Annotated in this window: 17 protein-coding genes and 5 pseudogenes; 11 read left to right on the forward strand and 11 right to left on the reverse strand. The window is 56.7% G+C overall.

The genetic code is table 11. The annotated features are described in order from the left end of the window. Positions 1–50: 50 nt before the first annotated feature. The 5 genes and pseudogenes from DSM25558_RS28400 to DSM25558_RS15770 form a co-directional block, all read left to right on the forward strand. Positions 51–164, forward strand: a pseudogene (locus DSM25558_RS28400) (phosphonate ABC transporter ATP-binding protein); the annotation flags it as partial. A gap of 179 nt (positions 165–343) precedes the next feature. Next, positions 344–489: pseudogene (locus DSM25558_RS29805) on the forward strand (IS110 family transposase); the annotation flags it as partial. Positions 490–561: 72 nt separating this feature from the next. Further along, entirely contained in the window at positions 562–762 is a 201-nt protein-coding gene (locus DSM25558_RS29810; protein WP_077105657.1) for a YjiS-like domain-containing protein, read from the forward strand. Between the two features lie 232 nt (positions 763–994). Continuing rightward, positions 995–1,219, forward strand: a complete 225-nt coding sequence (locus DSM25558_RS15765; protein ID WP_371480063.1) for a WGR domain-containing protein — start codon at positions 995–997, stop codon at positions 1,217–1,219. Positions 1,220–1,348: 129 nt separating this feature from the next. Next, entirely contained in the window at positions 1,349–1,627 is a 279-nt protein-coding gene (locus DSM25558_RS15770; protein WP_077105659.1) for an HU family DNA-binding protein, read from the forward strand. A 195-nt stretch (positions 1,628–1,822) separates the two neighbouring features. On the opposite strand, the pseudogene DSM25558_RS15775 reads toward DSM25558_RS15770, so the two are convergent. The 3 genes and pseudogenes from DSM25558_RS15775 to DSM25558_RS15785 form a co-directional block, all read right to left on the reverse strand. Beyond that, positions 1,823–2,191 (reverse strand): annotated as a pseudogene (locus tag DSM25558_RS15775) (hypothetical protein); the annotation flags it as partial. Positions 2,192–2,237: 46 nt separating this feature from the next. Further along, positions 2,238–2,516 carry a hypothetical protein gene (locus DSM25558_RS29425; protein WP_244554220.1) on the reverse strand — a complete coding sequence of 93 codons (279 nt, stop codon included), beginning with the start codon at positions 2,514–2,516 and terminating at the stop codon, positions 2,238–2,240. A gap of 401 nt (positions 2,517–2,917) precedes the next feature. Next, on the reverse strand, positions 2,918–3,337 hold the full coding sequence (locus DSM25558_RS15785) for a helix-turn-helix domain-containing protein (protein WP_077105660.1): 420 nt from the start codon (positions 3,335–3,337) through the stop codon (positions 2,918–2,920). A gap of 451 nt (positions 3,338–3,788) precedes the next feature. On the opposite strand from DSM25558_RS15785, the pseudogene DSM25558_RS27800 reads away from it, so the two are divergent. Further along, positions 3,789–5,333, forward strand: a pseudogene (locus DSM25558_RS27800) (ISL3 family transposase). A 124-nt stretch (positions 5,334–5,457) separates the two neighbouring features. Here DSM25558_RS27800 and DSM25558_RS15805 read toward each other — a convergent pair. The 5 genes from DSM25558_RS15805 to DSM25558_RS15825 form a co-directional block, all read right to left on the reverse strand. Then, complete coding sequence (locus DSM25558_RS15805) at positions 5,458–5,985, reverse strand: ABC transporter substrate-binding protein (protein ID WP_200800765.1); 528 nt, start codon at positions 5,983–5,985, stop codon at positions 5,458–5,460. 97 nt (positions 5,986–6,082) lie between these two features. Then, positions 6,083–6,739, reverse strand: coding sequence for a maleylacetoacetate isomerase (maiA, locus tag DSM25558_RS15810; RefSeq protein WP_077105665.1), 657 nt, complete (start codon positions 6,737–6,739; stop codon positions 6,083–6,085). After that, entirely contained in the window at positions 6,736–7,464 is a 729-nt protein-coding gene (locus DSM25558_RS15815; protein WP_077105666.1) for a fumarylacetoacetate hydrolase family protein, read from the reverse strand. Before DSM25558_RS15815 ends, maiA begins: the two co-directional genes overlap by 4 nt. 97 nt (positions 7,465–7,561) lie before the next feature. Then, on the reverse strand, positions 7,562–9,199 hold the full coding sequence (locus DSM25558_RS15820; RefSeq protein ID WP_077105682.1) for a benzoate-CoA ligase family protein: 1,638 nt from the start codon (positions 9,197–9,199) through the stop codon (positions 7,562–7,564). Between the two features lie 44 nt (positions 9,200–9,243). After that, positions 9,244–10,386 carry an FAD-dependent monooxygenase gene (locus DSM25558_RS15825; protein ID WP_077105667.1) on the reverse strand — a complete coding sequence of 381 codons (1,143 nt, stop codon included), beginning with the start codon at positions 10,384–10,386 and terminating at the stop codon, positions 9,244–9,246. A gap of 82 nt (positions 10,387–10,468) precedes the next feature. On the opposite strand from DSM25558_RS15825, the gene DSM25558_RS15830 reads away from it, so the two are divergent. Next, positions 10,469–10,870, forward strand: a complete 402-nt coding sequence (locus tag DSM25558_RS15830) for an acyl-CoA thioesterase (RefSeq protein ID WP_077105668.1) — start codon at positions 10,469–10,471, stop codon at positions 10,868–10,870. After that, positions 10,867–11,682: an IclR family transcriptional regulator gene (locus DSM25558_RS15835; RefSeq protein ID WP_077105669.1), complete on the forward strand. Its 816-nt coding sequence runs from the start codon at positions 10,867–10,869 to the stop codon at positions 11,680–11,682. Before DSM25558_RS15830 ends, DSM25558_RS15835 begins: the two co-directional genes overlap by 4 nt. Before the next feature lie 47 nt (positions 11,683–11,729). Here DSM25558_RS15835 and DSM25558_RS15840 read toward each other — a convergent pair whose 3' ends face one another. Both DSM25558_RS15840 and DSM25558_RS15845 read right to left on the reverse strand, forming a co-directional pair. Then, the gene (locus DSM25558_RS15840) at positions 11,730–12,503 is read right to left on the reverse strand and encodes a maleylpyruvate isomerase family mycothiol-dependent enzyme (protein ID WP_077105670.1); all 774 of its coding nucleotides are present in this window, start codon (positions 12,501–12,503) and stop codon (positions 11,730–11,732) included. A 5-nt stretch (positions 12,504–12,508) separates the two neighbouring features. Then, positions 12,509–13,609, reverse strand: a complete 1,101-nt coding sequence (locus tag DSM25558_RS15845) for a cupin domain-containing protein (protein ID WP_077105671.1) — start codon at positions 13,607–13,609, stop codon at positions 12,509–12,511. Positions 13,610–14,229: 620 nt separating this feature from the next. On the opposite strand from DSM25558_RS15845, the pseudogene DSM25558_RS15850 reads away from it, so the two are divergent. The 3 genes and pseudogenes from DSM25558_RS15850 (at position 14,230) to DSM25558_RS28410 (ending at position 16,285) form a co-directional block, all read left to right on the forward strand. Further along, positions 14,230–14,995, forward strand: a pseudogene (locus DSM25558_RS15850) (IS6 family transposase). A gap of 357 nt (positions 14,996–15,352) precedes the next feature. Beyond that, positions 15,353–15,739, forward strand: coding sequence for a response regulator (locus DSM25558_RS15855; RefSeq protein ID WP_077105672.1), 387 nt, complete (start codon positions 15,353–15,355; stop codon positions 15,737–15,739). Between the two features lie 234 nt (positions 15,740–15,973). Continuing rightward, the gene (locus DSM25558_RS28410; RefSeq protein WP_143240126.1) at positions 15,974–16,285 is read left to right on the forward strand and encodes a hypothetical protein; all 312 of its coding nucleotides are present in this window, start codon (positions 15,974–15,976) and stop codon (positions 16,283–16,285) included. Between the two features lie 1,044 nt (positions 16,286–17,329). On the opposite strand, the gene DSM25558_RS29815 is transcribed toward DSM25558_RS28410, so the two are convergent. Further along, the gene (locus DSM25558_RS29815) at positions 17,330–17,590 is read right to left on the reverse strand and encodes an HD-GYP domain-containing protein (RefSeq protein WP_371480065.1); all 261 of its coding nucleotides are present in this window, start codon (positions 17,588–17,590) and stop codon (positions 17,330–17,332) included. Positions 17,591–17,634 lie beyond the last annotated feature (44 nt).

A 17,634-nucleotide genomic window follows, 5' to 3' on the forward strand; every position in this document is an offset into this window, starting at 1 on the left:
TCAACCATCGCTAATCCAAAGCCCGACAGGGTATGGACGGGCGAAAAAGCATGAAGTTTGAGTTGAGGAATGTCACCCGCCAGTTTGGCGACCGTATCGCGGTGAACGCCGTGAACGTCGAGATTCCCCAAGGCCAGATGGTTGGCATCATCGGCCGCTCCGGTGGTTGGCTTGGCCGCGATGCCTTCTCGGACACTAGCTTTCCAACGCCCGACGTGGAAGGCCTGACGCAGGACGAGGTTCACGCGCTCACCGCCGATCCGCGCCGCTACGCATTCCACGCGACGCTGAAGTGTTGATTTCCACTGAGAGCTGATGGAGTGGATGCCGCCTCCTGACGGCATCGCAATTTGCCAGAGTGATGTTCGCCAGAACGTCATCCTCTTCGTCCGTCAGCGAAGGCAGCTTATCAATGCCCTTCGCGCACATCTAGCCGAGCATGGCGTCATTGCACCGCAGGGAATTGCGAGCCTGGGCTTGTTGGGTGCGGAGTGTTGATCGTCGGCGTCATTCTCCTTTCAGGAGGCTAAGGCAATGATATGACTTCTTCAGATCGCCCGAATGATCTTCTGTATTTGGCCAGATCGGCATCGCCAGCGTCGCGCGCTCCTCGAAATGGACAATGATAAGCTTGACGATTTCGGGATCAGCGAAAGTGCGTCAATGCAAAAGGACGCAAGCCATTTTGGCGCTGACAGGCTCGTAGTGGAGTTTCCTGTCTTTTTCCGCATTGATCGTTGCCCTTGGATCCGGCTGTCATGAGCTTGATATGCGAAGCCTGCAAGGCAACAATTTTCATTCGAATGGCTGGCCTTATACCAACCTTCAGTGACTATGACTCTCTTTGGGGGATTTCCATCAGCCGACGAATCGAAATCGATAGCGCAAACAGGAGGTTTGCGATGGGTTCAGCGCTTTCATTACGGTCGGATTTCGACGGGGCCGGGTTCCGGCGTCTGGCTCGCCAGACACGCGATAAAGTGGCCTGGTTCACCTGCACCGCATCAACCCGTCGCAAAACATGCAACGGTTCTATACGCTCGCAACCCACCCGACGCTGTTTGGAGGCGCTTCGGTGATCCGAAACTGGGGCCGGATCGAGATGAACGGCCAATCAAATGATGAGACTTTCGACACGAGTGATAACGCCATTTCCGCCGCCATGCGCATGGAACGAGCGAAAAGTCGGCGCGGATATTGGGAGAGTGAAGTGCCGTGAGGCTGGCAATCTCAGGAAAATCCGCTGTTTCCAGTGGATTGAGCCTGTCGCGGCCTTGACCGCCCTACCCTCGCCTCAAGGTGAGTGCGATACCGGAAGAGATCATCAACCACACAGGAGATTTCTTCCATGACGACAACCAACGAGATCGCAGACAAGATCGCATCGGAACAAAACTTGACGAAGGCGCAGGCCAAGACCATCGTCGAAAGCGTCTTCAAGCAGATTGCAGACGCGGCACAGGCAGGCGTGGAAACATCGATCCCTTCCTTCGGCAAATTCAAGGTCAAGGAAACTGCGGAGCGCGACGGCCGCAATCCCGCAACCGGCGCGACCATCAAGATAGCCGCGTCGAAGAAGCTAACGTTTGCGGCGGGGAAGTCTTTGAAAGACGCGCTCAACGGCTGAAGCCGCCGGTCGCGCTGGAAGCAGGAAGCCGCCCTTCTAGGGCGGCTCGCTTTCGATGAGGCCCTTTTGCTCGGCCCAAAGCGCCTCGCGCTCCTCCAGCGCTCTTGCCAGTTCTCCCTGAATCCAGCGACGTTCGTTGAGGTAAACGGCATCACGAGCCTCGGCGCGCAGTTCCTTGATGTGTTGTTCGATCATCTCCGTTGCCGTTCGCCGTATCGAAACCTCGACCAGCTCGCCCTCCTCGTTCTCGTCAAGGACAGGTACCTCTGCCCCCGCTGGTGTCACGATCTTTGTGAAGGCTGGGATCGACGCTCAGCGTCGGCCGTCCGCCGCCTCCATCACGCTTTCGCGGATGTTTCCGGCCGAGACGATATGAACCGGGAATGGCAGAACGTTAGGCGACATCAGCCACTCAAGGTGCTCATAGACTGCTTTCGGCTCCCAGCCGGTATCGGCGAAGATCGCGCAATCCGGCACGGGGCTAATCTCGCCATGGGCCGCCATCAATGCCAGTGTCGTGGACTACTGGACGCCGGTGCCAAGCGATAGCGCGCGAAGGCGGATGGGGAAAGCGCCGCGCCCTCCCTGTCGTGTATCAGCGCGTGGAACATCAGCCTGCCTCCCCGCTTGTGGCAAGCAGCCAGCGCCGGAGGTCCTGCCGCATCACGCCGATCGGCCCGTTGATCTCGATGATCGAGGCATTGGCTGTGAGATAGCCGCCGTCACGGAAGAGCGTCACAAAAGCGCGCATGACGTCGAGGTAGAGGTGGCCGCCAACGAGCGCCACCTCGGCGAAGGGCCGTCGCCCGAATTGCGTCAAGGCCGCAATATGCATGCCGGCATGTTCGCCTGACGGCATGACCGGCGCAGCGTTTTCGGGCGCGGCCACCGCATTCCGAGACCGCTGGCCTTGATGGCGGCGGCGATCTCTTTGGTCATGCGGCTGCCGTACATCTCGATTGGTGTATCCGCCGATCAAAACCCGAAATGGGCCGAGAAGAAAGCAACCTACTTCCCGTCCGGATCGACCGTGCGCAGTGTGCGACATAGCGGGCCATCGTAACGCTGGCTCGCCGGGAGATATTTCGGGTCCCCACGTTTCGTGGCAGCGCATTCAAAGATCAGCAACCAAGAAGGGGAAGTCGCGTCTATCACGCAGCCTCCCTGTGTTCAACTGCCACCAGTTGCAAGCTGTGGAGATAATTCACCGCACGCTGCGCATGGCGAAGCCCTTGCGCGAATCCCTCACCCCGGCAGGACCAGAGGCGGGACGGGTTGCGGTGAGATCAATTAATGAGCCTCTTCCTCGGCGCGTGCGAGAGACTTCACCAACAGGACCACCTTCTGCCGCACAGATGCTGACGAGATCTTGACGAAGGCGCGGTTGAGGTTGAGCCCTTCTGTCGACGACAGGAACAGGGAAACCTCGTCGGTTTCGCATGTGACATGGGCGTCATCGCCGCCTTGCAGCGCATTGTGGTTTCCGTCGAAGAAATAGGAGAGCGGAACATCCAGCGCTTTGGCGATCTGGCTGAGGCGGCTGGCACCTACGCGGTTGACGCCCTTTTCGTATTTCTGGACCTGCTGGAAGGTAACGCCGAGCCCGCTTGCGAGCGCCTGCTGGGACATGCCATGAAGCTTCCGCTTCAGCTTGATACGGGTCCCGACTTCGACATCGATCGCATTCGGGGCTTTCCTGATATCACTCAAATGTCCGCCTCCTTGCGCCTGTAGTGGTTGCAAAATTACGAGACGGCTGCATTCCGCGCAAGGCAATCTTTCAGTACGTGCACGATAAAATAGGAAATTCTCCCGGTCTTTCCCACTAACGGTTCGGGTCAGGTCCTGTTGTAGTCTCTTCGGTCGGCGCAAGCTCTGCCGACGTCTGTCTCTCTCGCCGGATTTCCTCCACGCGCAACTACGCCGACAGGCGATCCGCGTCGTCCACCGAACTGGCAGGCATCCTGTTTGTGTCCAGGCACGAGCATTGAAGTTGTGATTGAGCTTTCCGATGATGGCCGCTCGCAAAGCGCCAACAACAAGTTTGACTGTGATCCGGCTCCCAAGGTTCACCCCTTTTGGCGCGGAAGAGTGGCTCTGACTCACTTTTGATGAATTCTGGGCGTTGGCTGGCGTTGGTTTTGCAAAAGGAATCAGCGCCATGGTTCGTTCGCTTCGCCCCTCCGCACTCGTACCCCGAGGCTTTGTCATCGAAGAGACAGCTTCTGCTGGTGACGCGATAATCCTCGCTGTCCGATCGGCGGATATGTTCAGCAGTTGTCCAGGCTGCGGAACAAGATCGGAGCGGATACACAGTCGTTACCATCGACGCCTGACGGATCTGCCCATCGCGGGAAAGTCCGTGCGATTGGTTATTGCCGCACGCCGGTTCTACTGCGACACAGTGCTGTGTGGCCGAAGGATCTTTACCGAGCGTTTCGAGGCAGATGTCCTAGCGCCGTGGGCGCGGCGTACTGCGCGGCTTGATCATACGGGCTTGCTTTGGGTGGGCGGCCGGCTGCGGCTTTCACCGGCAGACTAATGGTGCCGGTCAGCAACGACACCTTGCTGCGCGTCGTCCGACGGCGCGGCACCCCGCGTTTCGTTCCGCCGACGGTGATCGGCATCGACGACTGGGCGTGGCGGCGCAACCAGCGATATGGGACGATCATCTGCGATCTCGAGCGGCGCAAAACCATTGCACTTCTGCCGGACCGAGAGCCGGCAACCGCTCAGGCTTGGCTTTCGGATCAGCAACAGATCACTATTGTCGCCCGCGACCGCGGTGGCGCCTACGCCCTTGCTGCAGCCAAGGCGCTGCCGGACGCAACCCAAGTAGCCGATCGGTGGCACTTGATGGAAAACGCCAGTCGGGCATTCATCGACGCGGTCCGCAAATCTATGCGACAGATCAGAACGGCGATTGGATCCGCAACGATCAATCCGGACCTGCTGACAGCCGCTGAGCGGATCTAATATCAGGGATATCTGCAGCGAGAAGACACGAACGCCGCGATTCTGGACTTGGCCAAGTCCGGTGTTGCAATCAAAGAAATCGTTCGTCGCACCGGGCACAGTCGTGGCCTCGTCAGGCGGGTGCTGTGCGGTCAGCGATCCGACGTATTCCGCGGGCGAGAGAACTCCCTTGAAGTTTATCTGCCATGGCTCGATGCTCAATGGAGTGCCGGTCACCGCAATGGCACACAGTTGTGGCGAGAGCTGACGCGCCAGGGATTCCATGGCTGCCTTCGCGTCGTAACCGAATGGGCGACGCGTCGACGAAAGGCGGAAAATATGGATTGCCAGGCGTTGAGCCGTACACCGTCGGCACGGGCTATCGCACGCCTCATGACCATCGGTCGCGACGATCTCTCCAAGTCTAAGACCGTTACGGTTGCTGCGATTGAAGGCGGAGTGCCTCAACTTGTCGAAGCGCGGGAAGGCGTCGCCGCTTTCCAAGCCAGGATCCGCAAGAAATCTCTCGCCGTCCTCGAACCATGGCTGGAACGCGCCCGATCAAGCTTGGTCGCGGCCTTTGCCAATGGTGTCGCCAAAGACCGGGCAGCCGTGAGTGCCGCGATCAGTTCGCCATGGTCAAACGGACAGACCGAGGGGCAGATCACCAAGCTCAAGCTTGTAAAACGCCAGATGTACGGGCGAGGAAAAATCGACCTCCTCCAGGGCCCGCGTCATTGGCGTCGGGTAACCCTCTGATCACCAAAATTGCGTCAGTGCCGAAGAGTGACCCCAGATGCTACGAAGTAAGGTGCTGATGTGCATTATTTTTTTGCTATCCCAACTGGGGTCATCTTTCGGCACCTATGGCGGGGTCAAATGACTCGCCGAAACACAGTCAGGTCGCGGCCGAACACATCACCCTTGAAACTGCTTTCCAAACCTGCGGCGATATCCTTGCCAGCGGTATAGTTCGGCACCATAACATAGAGCTTTTTCACCACGCACTCATTCATGATCTTGCCAAGGGCGATGGGCACCATGTCATTCTGCCCGCACAGCGAGAAGAAATCGGGGCTGCAAGGCTTGCCGGCGAATTCAAAAGGGCCTGGATTGGTGCTGATCAGGAACTTGCCTGAATCGATCACCGATTTGCGCGCCGCCGTCAGCACGTTGGACCAGATAAATCCGGCGACACCATCCACATCGTCCTGCCGGATCAGCTTCTCGGCCTTTTGGCGCCCTAACTCCGGCTTGAGGCCATCATCCTTGAATAAGACTTCGATCTGCTTCCCGCCGATCTTTCCACCAACATGCTCCACCGCCTGATTGACGGCGTTGACCATATCATTTCCGGTCGATGCGGTCGGCGTCGTCGATGTTGTGATGAAGCCGATCTTCACCGGTTTGTCGGCCCCTTTGGCGATGCCAGCGCCCGCAAGCATCGCCATGAGTGCAGTTATAGCAATTCTCTTCATGTTTCCCTCCCAGAGTAGATTCTCAACCTCCTTCGTTATCCGGCTGGTTGCCGGGGGCCGTTTGGCGAAATTCCTCGAGTTCCGCCAGGGCTGACCCAATCCTGCGGATGGTCGGATAGGAATCCATGTTCACCTCGAAGCGCTTGTTGTTGGTCAGCTGTGGTGCAAGGCAGATGTCCGCCATGGTGACATGGTCGCCGTGGCAGTAGCGCCCTGTCTCTGGCTCGTTAGTCAGCCGCTGCTCGAGGGGGCCAAAGGCTTCGGCAACCCAGTGGCGGAACCACGCCGCTTGCGCTTCCTCGTCGGCTCCGAGATGGTCCTTCAGATAAGCAAGCACCCGAAGATTGTTGATTGGATGAATGTCGAGCGCAATCATCTGGGAGAGGCTGCGCACCCGGTGACGTCCAGTGGCATCCTGCGGCAGCAGCGCCGGCTCCGGCACCATCTCGTCGAGGAATTCAATGATCGCCAGCGACTGCGTGTAGACACGCCCGTCGGTCCAGGTCAGCGCTGGCACCAGACCTTGCGGGTTCAATTTGAGAAACCGCTCGGAGCGCTGTTCACCTTGCCGCAGGTGGAAGGCCTGGTAATCATAATCGATGCCCTTCAGCGCAAGGGCGATCCGGACCCGATAGGATGTCGAGCTTCGGAAATAGTTGTGCAGGATCGGGCGGTTCATGCGGCTTTTCCTGCAGGCTTTGCGGGTGAAGCGCGCTCAACGATTTCGATGGCGATCTCGCCCAGTCCATCGATGCCGCCGGTCACCCTGTCACCGGGCACAATCGCCCCGACGCCAGCCGGTGTTCCCGTCATGATGATATCGCCGCGTTTCAGCGACATGGAGCGCGACAGGATGGAGACGATTTCCGGCACATCCCAGATGAGCTCGGCAATATCGGCGTCCTGACGAACCTTGCCGTTGACCGCAAGCCATATTCTTCCGTTCGCCGGATGGCCGATGGCGGAGGCACGACGAAGCGGAGCAATCGGGGCTGAAAGGTCAAATGCCTTGCCCCAGTCCCATGGCCGCCCCTTGTCGCGTGCCGCCAGTTGTAGGTCACGCCGGGTCAGGTCGATGCCGACGCCATAACCCCAGACCACGTCTAGTGCGTCTTCCTGAGCTATATCGACGCAATCCTTCCCAATGGCGACGATAAGCTCGATCTCGTAGTGGAAATCCTGCGTCTCCGACGGATAAGGGATTTTGCTGCCGTTATCCACCACCGCATCAGCGGGCTTTGTGAAGAAGAAGGGGGGTTCCCGATCCGGGTCCTTCCCCATCTCACGGGCATGTGCCGCATAATTCCGTCCGACGCAGAAAATGCGCCGCACCGGGAAACGGCTCTGGCTGTCATTAATGGCGAGGGATGCCGGTGCGGGTGGGTCGAACTCAAAATTGCTCATCAGTTTTCCAATCTGTTCCTTCGTGACATTGCGGCGAAGCTGGCGCTGCCCAGGTGCATCCAGACAAACCGGAGATGCACTATGTTCCGCGTTCTTGTCAGTGTACTGGCCGTTCAACCAGATCGATGCTCTTGAGCGCCTGGCGGTCGATCTTGCCGGTGCCCGTTTTAGGCAGCTCCTCGAAGAAGATGACGCTGCGGGGATATTTGTAGGGCAGCAAGGTCTTCTTGACGTGCTGCTTCAGGGTTTCGGCAGCCTCCGCCTCCTCCGCTGCCCGGTTTTCCAAAACCACGAAAGCTTTCAGGGTCATGCGCCGATCGGGCATTTCCACCGCAAGAACGGCGCATTCGCGCACCAGCGGATGGTCGGCAAGGCACAGCTCTACCTCCAGGGGATAGACCCACTGGCCCGAAACCTTGACGAACTCGTCAGATCGTCCGAGGAAGTAGTAAAAGCCGTCGCCATCGCGCTTCATGCGGTCGGACGTATAGATCCATCCACCGTTTCGCATGGCTTCTGCTGTTTTGTCGGGGCGGTTCCAGTAGAGGGGCGCATTGGAATCGCCTCGTACCCAGAGAATACCGCTTTCGCCGTCGGCGACCTCCCTGCCGTCAGGATCACGCAACGATACCTCGTAACCCGGAACACGCATTCCCGCCGCGCCAGACCGTCGAGCATCCTTTGTGTTGGAAAGGTAGATGTGCAAAACCTCGGTCGAGCCAAGTCCCTCAATGATATCGCGACCCGAAAGAGCTCGCCACGCCTCGGCAACTTCGTCTGCAAGGACTTCGGCTGCCGATAGGCAAAGCTTCAAGCTGGAGAGATCGGCTTCAGCTGCTTCGGGTGCGCCGATCAGTGCGGTATAGAGTGTCGGGAGACCAAAAAAATGCGTCGGCCGATAGTTCCCTATTGCCGCGAAGACAAGATTGGGCTTCGGTTGGCCCGGAACGAGAACGCTGGTTGCACCGACGGAGAAGGGGAAAGTGAGAGAGTTTCCAAGCCCATAGGCAAAAAAGATTTTCGGAACTGAGAAGCACACATCATCCGAAGACAATTCAAGGACATGGCGACCGAAGGATTGCGCGGTGTAGACCATGTCATGCTGTAGATGGACGATGCCCTTCGGTCTTCCGGTCGAACCGGAGGAATATTGCCAGAAAGCCATGTCATCGCGCCGGGTCGATGCCGCGTCGAGGGTTGTCCCTGCGTGCTGCAGAAAGACCTGGGCCTCTACTGCCGCAACCGGGCAACTCAATGGGGCTGGACCGTTCACCACGACGAGTTTTTCCAGCTGTGTGGCTGTGCACGCGATCTCATCGAACCGGGCAGCAAAGCTGGCGTCCACAATAGCGATACGCGCCGAAGAGTCCTGAAGGTAGAAATTCAGAAGATCCGAAGGCGTGAGCGTATTGATGAGCAGCGGCACCAGCCCGGCGCGGAGCGCGCCGAACAGGGCTGCCGGATAGGCGGGGGTGTCATCGAGAAACAGCAGGACTCTTTGCCCGCGTAGGAGACCGGCATCGATCAGCGCATTGCCGAATCGGCAAGCATCAGTGCAGAGTTCCGCGTACGTGCAAGAGCCTGCGGGGCCTACCACAGCGGGATGACCTCCCCTTCCCCGTTCAAGATTGTCGAATAGAATAGCGCTGGCATTGTATATTTCGGGCAGCGAAAAGCCGATCTCAATGCTGCCTGCCGCGTCCCGTGGAACGCCGTCCTCGATGAGATTCGGCACCTCTGCCATCAAATTGGTCTGAAGCGTCATACCAACCTCCCTCTTCACGCAGCCGGACGCGGACGCACGGCGTCATAGCGCGTCATGAAACCAGGCGACATCGAACGCAGCCGCTCATCATCGATACGGCCAGAACGAGTTATGTAGCTGTAGGCAAGCTCCATCGGTGTGAGATGCATGTGCCTGGGGAAATCTGCGTACCAACTAGCGCTCTCCCGCGCGGCCCTCACCAGCTTTTGAACCACCGGCTGCCGGGTGGCCTGATAATGTTCGAGGGCGTCGCGCAAATCGTTCGGATGCGTTTCGAGGGATTTCACCAGCGCAAGCACATCTTCCAACGCAAGCCTTGTGCCCGAACCGATAGAGTAATGCGCGGTGTGCAGCGCATCCCCGATCAGAACCATATTGCGATGTGACCATCGCTCATTCCAGACCCAGGGAAAATTTCGCCAGCTCGACTTATTGGCGACTAGGCCGTGACCGTCCAGCGTCTCTGCAAAGATTGTTTCGCATCGCGCCTTCATGCCCTCCGGGTCGAGATGGTCAAAACCTGCTTTCAGCCAGCTTGCGCGATCGCATTCCACAATAAATGTGCTCATGGTCTGCGAGTAGCGATAGTGATGAGCGTTGAAAGTGCCGAAATCTGTCTCAACAAAGGTTTGTGTGAGCGTTTCGAAGCGCTTGGTGGTGCCAAACCAGGCAAATTTCTCGTCAAGATAGGAAATCGAGGTTTGAAAATCGCCCTCGAAACTACGACGCACCAGCGAATTGACGCCATCAGCAGCGACGATGACGTCAAAGCCGGCCACTTCCTCGACAGAACGTATGAGCGTCCCGAAGGTTAGCTCGACGCCGGCCGACCGCGCCCGATCCGTCAGGAGAATAAGCAAATCGAGACGACCGATTGCCGAGAAGTCGACGCCGTCGAGAGTGGCGCTCTCGCCTCGATGAACAAGCGTCATGTCAGACCACGTTTCCATGCGGGAAGTAATTTCATCGGCGGTATCCGGATCGTCTGCACGCAGAAAGTCCATTGCGCGCGCCGAGAATACGACTCCAAAGCCGAACGTTGCGCCCTCAGCGTTTCGTTCAAAAACCTGAACAAAATCCTCCGGATGCCGTGTCTTCCAGAGATATGCGAAATAGAGTCCTCCCGGCCCTCCTCCGAGAACTGCGATGCGTTTCATGCGAATCCTCCTTTAAAATTTATGTTTTGCCAAGATAGCCTATATTGCGTACAGTGCAATCAATTTTATGAGGTGAAATTAAATGCAAAATTTTTCAACAGAATTTTCAGTGGAATGGGGTGATTGCGATGAAGCGGGAATTGTTTTCTATCCCAACTATTTCTACTGGCTGGACTGCACATTTCAGCGTTTGCTGCGTTCGCGCGGCCTGGGGCAACGCCAGAACCAGACGGAGTTCGGCGCGGTGACGCCTCTGGTCGATGTCGGCATGCAGTTTCGCGCGCCAGTACGTTACGATGAATCAATTCGGGTGGAAGCGAAGATTGCTGAATGGCAAGAAAAGCAGTTTCGCATTGTATATCGCGTTATTTGCGGTGAAAAGCTGGTCGCGGAAGGGTATGAAGTCAGGGCCTGGGCAGCCTTGACAGAAACCGGACTTCGCGGTGCCCCCATTTCAGCAGAGTTCAAGAGGCGCATGACATGAGCGATATTTTCGAGGATACCGAGAACGACGGGGCGGCGAGTGGCAACGCACGGGGCGGTATCCAGGCACTGGATGCAGCTCTTGTCGTGTTGCGGGCGCTGGCCGATTTAGACGGACCCGTTGCCCTCATCGACCTAGCCCGCGCGGTATCCATGCCGTCGAGCAAGGTACACCGGTATCTGGCAAGCTTCATTCATGCGGGGCTGGTCAAGCAGATGGCGAAATCTGGACGCTATGAGTTAGGGCTATCGGCGGCAACACTCGGTCTTGCCGCGCTTGCACGCAACGATGTGGTCAGTCTGGCTGCGGACGAACTCTCCGAACTTGCCGAACAGACCGGAATGACGGTTCTGCTAAGCGTCTGGGGTAACAATGGCGCAACCGTGATCCGCTGGTGCCGCGCCCCCAGCCCGATGGTCACGTCCTTCGGACTGGGGAGTACGCTGCCGCTGCTGACATCCGCCAGTGGCCGAATTTTGCTGGCCTTTCTTCCCCGGCAGGTCACCGCCGCCCGGTTGAGGCTGGAAGTGGAGCGTGCTTTGGAAAGTGGCTTGACCTGGCCCGATCTCGATCTCAGCACCGGCAGCGTCGAAAAAGTGATCGAGACGATCAGAACAGCCCGTTTCGCCACGATCGACGGTCGCTTCGTGCCGGGTCTGCGCGCCGTTGCAGCGCCAATCACCAACTGGCAAGGCGAGGCTGAAGCGGCCGTGACACTGATCAGCACCTCCGAGCAGATACTGTCTGCGGAGAATTTGGCGGTGCAGGCCCTGCTGGATTTTGTGGCAAGGTTTTCCAGCGGAAAGCAGTGACATAGGCAACATCCCGCCTGACTACAGCCGCCCCTGTCCGCGAGCGGTTAGCGCCAAAAAGTTGGCTCAAAACCCGCCTTATCGCCGGAGATACGTCTGGCACCACGACCGGACAGCCAACGCAGCAAATCGCTTGATGTACCGGACACCATGCACTCGCCGGAACCGACGATGACCGCGTCCGACCGGTCAGAACGCAACAGTCTGACTGACGGAATGGCCGGCCCGCGATGAAGATTAACTGCGACATCCTCAAGGAGACTGTCAGTCACACTATTCGGGAAGTCGCGGAAAGAACCGCCATTGTCAAGATCGACGGCAGCCAGCCAAATTGCCCGCGAACGCAGTCGGGGCGTCTCCGCAACGGGAACCATATCTCCGCGAAGGCTGCGCACCGTGAATAGCCATCCCGCCGCATCAAGATCGCGCCATTCGACATCCAGATGCACCTGTGAATGTCGGTACAGGTAACGCAGGGCATGGGCAGGCAGGCTGGCACCAAAATCGACATCCTCATTTTGCGCGTCCGGTTCATCGAGACTTTCCTCGCGCCGGCGTGAACGCGCCGCCTCGACCAGACGCGCAAGTCTGCGCGCCTGATAGCCAATGTCGGCAATTAAATGCCTGCGAGACCAGCCCGGCACCAGCGAAGGTCGATCCAGTTCCGCGTCGGTCAATTCATTGAGTTTTCGGAAAAAATAGGCGGAACCAAGCCGCGCCAACGCAAGGTCCGTGCCTGGTGCTTCTACTGCATCATAGCGTGCGCCCTCGCCTTGGCGCTCACGCAAGGCATCGTGCGCTTCCTCAATAGATTGGGCCATCGACGTCACCCTTGCGGTTCATCACCCTCGATTTGCGTACGGGCAAATCCCAGCCGCTCCATGATCGGTGCGTCTGAGAAACGAAAGAGATCAAACTGGCTTTCCGCTTGCAGCGACCATTTAACCCAGGAAGGCACAACAAACATATCGCCCTTGTCGAGCAAATGTTCCCTGCCATTCAGTAGCACGGAGCCACGGCCCTCGAAGACCTGAAACACGGTTGATCCCACCTCTCGCCGGGCCGGCGTTACAGTCCCTTCGCGAAGCCGGTGGAACTCGGCGCGAATCGTCGGCATTACATCGCCGCCTGTGGTCGGGTTTACAAAGCGAATGGCCGCATGGCCCTGCTCTACGGTGGCAGGCTGGCCTTCTTCTTCCAGCAGTAGCTGTTCCGTCAGTGCGCGATCCGTATATTCCCAACGATAGGCACCGATAGGAGAAGATACGGTCTCCCCAAGGCTGGAAAGGGGGCGCAGGCCCGGATGGCACCACAGCCTCTCACCGCGAGACAGCCGCGGCGTGGCATAGTCCGTCACGCGCTCCGAACCAAATTCGAAGAAGCCCACATCATTCTGGTAGGAAAAGGGAATGTCGAGCCCGTCGATCCAGGCCATTGGATGATCAGTGTTGTTGTGGTGCCCGTGGAAATGCCAGCCAGGCGTGAGGAGAAAATCACCCCGGCTCATCCGAACCGGATCCCCGTTCACAACTGTCCATACACCCTCGCCCTCGACAACAAAGCGGAAAGCATTCTGCGCGTGACGATGTTCTGGTGCGGTTTCCCACGGACCAAGATACTGAATAGCGGCCCATAGCGTCGGGCTAATGTAGGCGCGCCCTCCCAGTCCGGGATTGGCGAGCCCAATGGCACGGCGCTCCCCGCCGCGGCCCACCGGAACTAGATCCCCGGACCTTTTGGCAAGAGGATACAGCGTGGACCATTTCCATACATGTGGAACAGCTTTGGGATTGGGTATGGCCGGCATAAGATCGTCGATCTGCGTCCATAGAGGCTTGAGGTGCTCTGCTTCAAAAGCTGCATATAGCTCCCGCAGCTCCGCTGTGTTCTCGGGCACCATCATATCGCTTTTCGCACTGTCTTGCATAGGACCTCCAGAGTGGGCTCAGTCATTGCGTAATATAGAATGGATTGCACAGTGGGAAACAATCTGCAACTAGTTTAGTTGAACATTGGCCCGGTTCTTCGGATCTATCAAAGTTGCGCATCCTTCCTAGAAACACATAAGGGGCAAAAAAACAGATTGGCCCGATTTTTTCTGGTTGCATTGCGAAGCTCGAAAAGGGTGCCGTCCCGGTGCTCGCCGAGCCAGTTCATCGGCTCCAGGTGAGTACAGCTTCCCGTATCATTTGTAGCCGTCTGCCTGAAGGATACCGAGTGATCGGCAATCATTGAATGGCCGAACCGCATCGGTCGAGCGAAGGATAAAATGAAGCTCGCAGCAGTATGAAGGGGGTGGTGCCCCAAGCTTATGGCCTTTGCACAACAATTGACAAGCTGCGATCGGCAAGCATTTGGCACGTTGGACAATGCGGTGCCATCACTACTTTTGACGCAAAGCAGGCGTAACGATAAAAATTTTCTCAGTATTACTTGCCTTCAACTCCCGATGAAACGAGTTGAGGCTCTGAAAGACTTAAACGGCTCTGTTGCAAAAACTCCGATGATGCTCAAAATAAATGCTGGTAATTTTTAACGAGATTTTTGATGAGCGATTTCAAGTGGCGACATTTTCAGGGTGAGGTTATTCTTTGGGCGGTACGCTGGTACTGTCGTTATGGTGTCAGCTACCGCGATCTTGAGCAAATGATGGGTGAGCGGGGTGTGGCGGTGGATCATTCCACAAGATATCGCTGGGTCCAGAAATACGCCCCGGAGATTGAAAAACGGTTGCGCTGGCAGTGGCGCAGACCGCAGTCAACGAGCTGGCGTGTTGACGAAACCTATGTAAAGGTTCGCGGACAATGGACTTACCTCTACCGGGCTGTCGACAAATTCGGCAACACGATTGATTTTTATCTTTCCCCAACCCGCAATGCCAAAGCGGCGAAGCGTTTTCTCGGCAAAGCCTTAAATGGCCTTCAGGATTGGGAGAAGCCAACCGTCATCAACACCGACAAGGCACCGACCTACGGTATCACGCTTTCACAACTGAAGGCTGAAGGCAAATGCCCGGCAGAGCTCGTGCACCGGCAGGTCAAATATCTGAACAACGTCGTTGAGGCTGATCACGGCAAGCTGAAGCAGTTGATTAGACCGGTGAGGGTTCAAAACGCTTAAAACAGCCTACGCCACGATCAAGGGTTTTGAGGTCATGCGCGCTTTGCGCAAAGGTCAGGCAGCTATTTTCAATCTGACGGGCGACATTTGTGGAGAAGCACGGATCGTTGAGCGTGCTTTCGGTATCGGGCCGAGCGCTCTCACGGAAGCCGTGGCACTGCTCGCCCGGAATCTCGAAAGTCAGACCGCTTGAAGCAATGGGTTAGGGAATTTCGGTGCTATTTGAAATCTTTGCAACAGAGCCGTTCAAGCCGCCGGTGGCAGATCGGGATTGGGGGGCGGTGAAACTGCATTAGCTCCTGAACCGGTAGCTTTTGCCGACATTTTCAGATGCAACAAACTTTAACTTCTCCCTTCACACGGCTTTCACCGAAACCAGCTATGCCCACTTTGGCACGTCTGTTGCGGTGCCCAACCCCGCACATACCGTTGGCAATATTTTTGCAAAACGTCGGCACATGAAGAGCCGGGTGCCCTTTGGCCGTAGCGACATGTCGCTACGGCTTTTGTCGCATTTCCGCATCATACATCATCCATGGAAAGACACATTATGGGTATCGCCGAACGCATAAAGGTGATGGTCGTCGACGACCAGGTCACCAGTCGGCTTCTTCTAACAGAGGCTTTGCAGAAACTGGGGTTTCAGCAAATCAATGTGGCGAAAGACGGTAGGGATGCACTGGAGATTCTCGTCCGCCAGCCGCACCATCTCGTCATTTCTGATTTCAACATGCCAAGGATGGACGGACTGCAATTGCTTCAGGCCGTTCGCGAAAATGATACGACCAGGAAGGCAGCCTTCATTATCTTAACAGCACAGGGCGATCGGACGCTCGTCCAAAAGGCAGCCGCCCTCGGTGCCAACAATGTTCTCGCCAAGCCATTCACAGCTGACAAAATAAAAGCCGCAATCGAAGCGGTGTTTGGCGTCCTGTAACTTTGATTTCACAGCTGGGACGCGAATAGGGACAAATCGGACTTCTATGGAGGTAAGGGTGAAGGCTATGAAAACCATATTGCTTGTGGACGGTTCAAAAACAATACGCCAGATGCTGCGCAAAGCCCTGAAGAATGAGCCCTAAAGGATTGTAGAAGCATAGATGGGCGTGAAGCCTCACCATTGTTCAGACGACCATTCCAGACGCCGTCGTGTCGGATATTCACACGCCAGATGTCGAAGGAATTTCCTTCATCTCATCTGTTCGGATCCTCGCCTCAGAGCTCTTCCAATATTGGTTTTGACGACAGAAAACGACGACGTGTTCAAGGAACGGGCGCGGGCGGCTGGAGCAACGGCGTGGCTTCAAAAGCCATTCGAAGACATCACCGTGCCATCGGCGCTAGCGAGATAACTTTCTTGATTATTCAAACAATCAAGCGTTCGTTACCGCTATCATGGGATCGAAGCACCATCATCCGCCACAGTGCGCTCGCCAGTGCCGCCGTAGGAACCTTTACGCTGTTGTCGACATGGCTAGCATAGACGACGGGTGGTTGCGGAGCGGGGGATGGCACCCCGTTCTGGGCGCTTTGCAGCAGAGGAGCTAAACGGCCGTTAACACCATAATGGGAGCCGCTATAAGTCTTTGATCCGATCTCCACAATTGCATCTCTTCCTGGAAAGTTACGGCTTCGTTACCCTTTGAGGCTTGTGCGACCGCGTTTTCCGATGGCTGAGCGCGCACGTTGTTTGAAGCGACCACGCCGGGATCCCTCTACTTCGTCAACGCAACGCGACGTTCCCGATGAAATCTATTATTTGCTTTATCCCGAGCGGACTGGGCCTCTTTTTCCTTGCTGCGCGGCCTCTTTAAGTCCGTAGGCTTTCGGAACGGCCTGTTCATCACTTCATCGAGACCCACGACAAAATTCTTCAAATAATCATAATCTATTGCCAACAACTTCGGTCTCTCAATGGATTGTAGGGTTAAGCCTTCAGAGTGGAACGAAGCCAATCTCAAGATGTCTTCTGTTTTATATCCGTCGATACCGGAGGCGGGGATGCTTCGCTTTCCATGTTCTGGCTGACAAGCTCCAAGGCGGCGGCAAGATCGACATCTTGCCAGAGTGTGCCGGCCTCCTGCCTTCGCGGGATTTGACGGGAAGATTTAAGTTCGACAGTGAATGGTCGTTTGGTTCTGGGTCGGTACATGGCTACCCTTGATGTCTTCATGAATCGGAGGCTGGTGCCTGATACTCACTGGCCGTCTAATGTAAAAGGCCAGCATGTCTTTAAACAATGAATATCGCAGCATCATTCGCAAATGTCATATTTGCGATGTAATCCTGCGCCATCCCGGTAATAGTTCGGGTTGGCACCCGAGGGTATATGCGCCAAACCTTGCCTGGACCTTATTTCCAACAAGCGACAGGTGAATTGCAGGAGCGTTCAAATTGTTGCCAAGGCGGTCGGCGTTGGCATAGCTTGCTCTGCCAGCCATCGGGTTATTCTCCACCAAGCGCATTCCAGACCATTGGCATTGGCGATATCGAAGGACACCTCAGTCCAAGACCGAGCATCAATATCTCAGTGGCTCAGACAACAGAAAAATCGCTTGAGTAATGGACCGTCGAACTGTCCCTTTTGTGCAGCCATAAATTCTGCCGCCTGTGCGGGTGTCCAAGCCTTTTTGTAGGGGCGCTTTGACGTCAGCGCATCGTAAACATCGCAGATGGATGCAATGCGAACAGGCACACTGATCTGCTTTCCAGCCAGACCTTGTGGATATCCTCTTCCATCCGGTCTCTCATGATGATGACGACAAATGTCGAGCACAGCGTCGGGCATGTCGGTTTGGCGTGACAGGAGGTCGTAGCCGCGCTGAGGGTGTT

Source organism: Agrobacterium sp. DSM 25558 (assembly GCF_900100825.1).
Lineage (GTDB): Bacteria > Pseudomonadota > Alphaproteobacteria > Rhizobiales > Rhizobiaceae > Agrobacterium.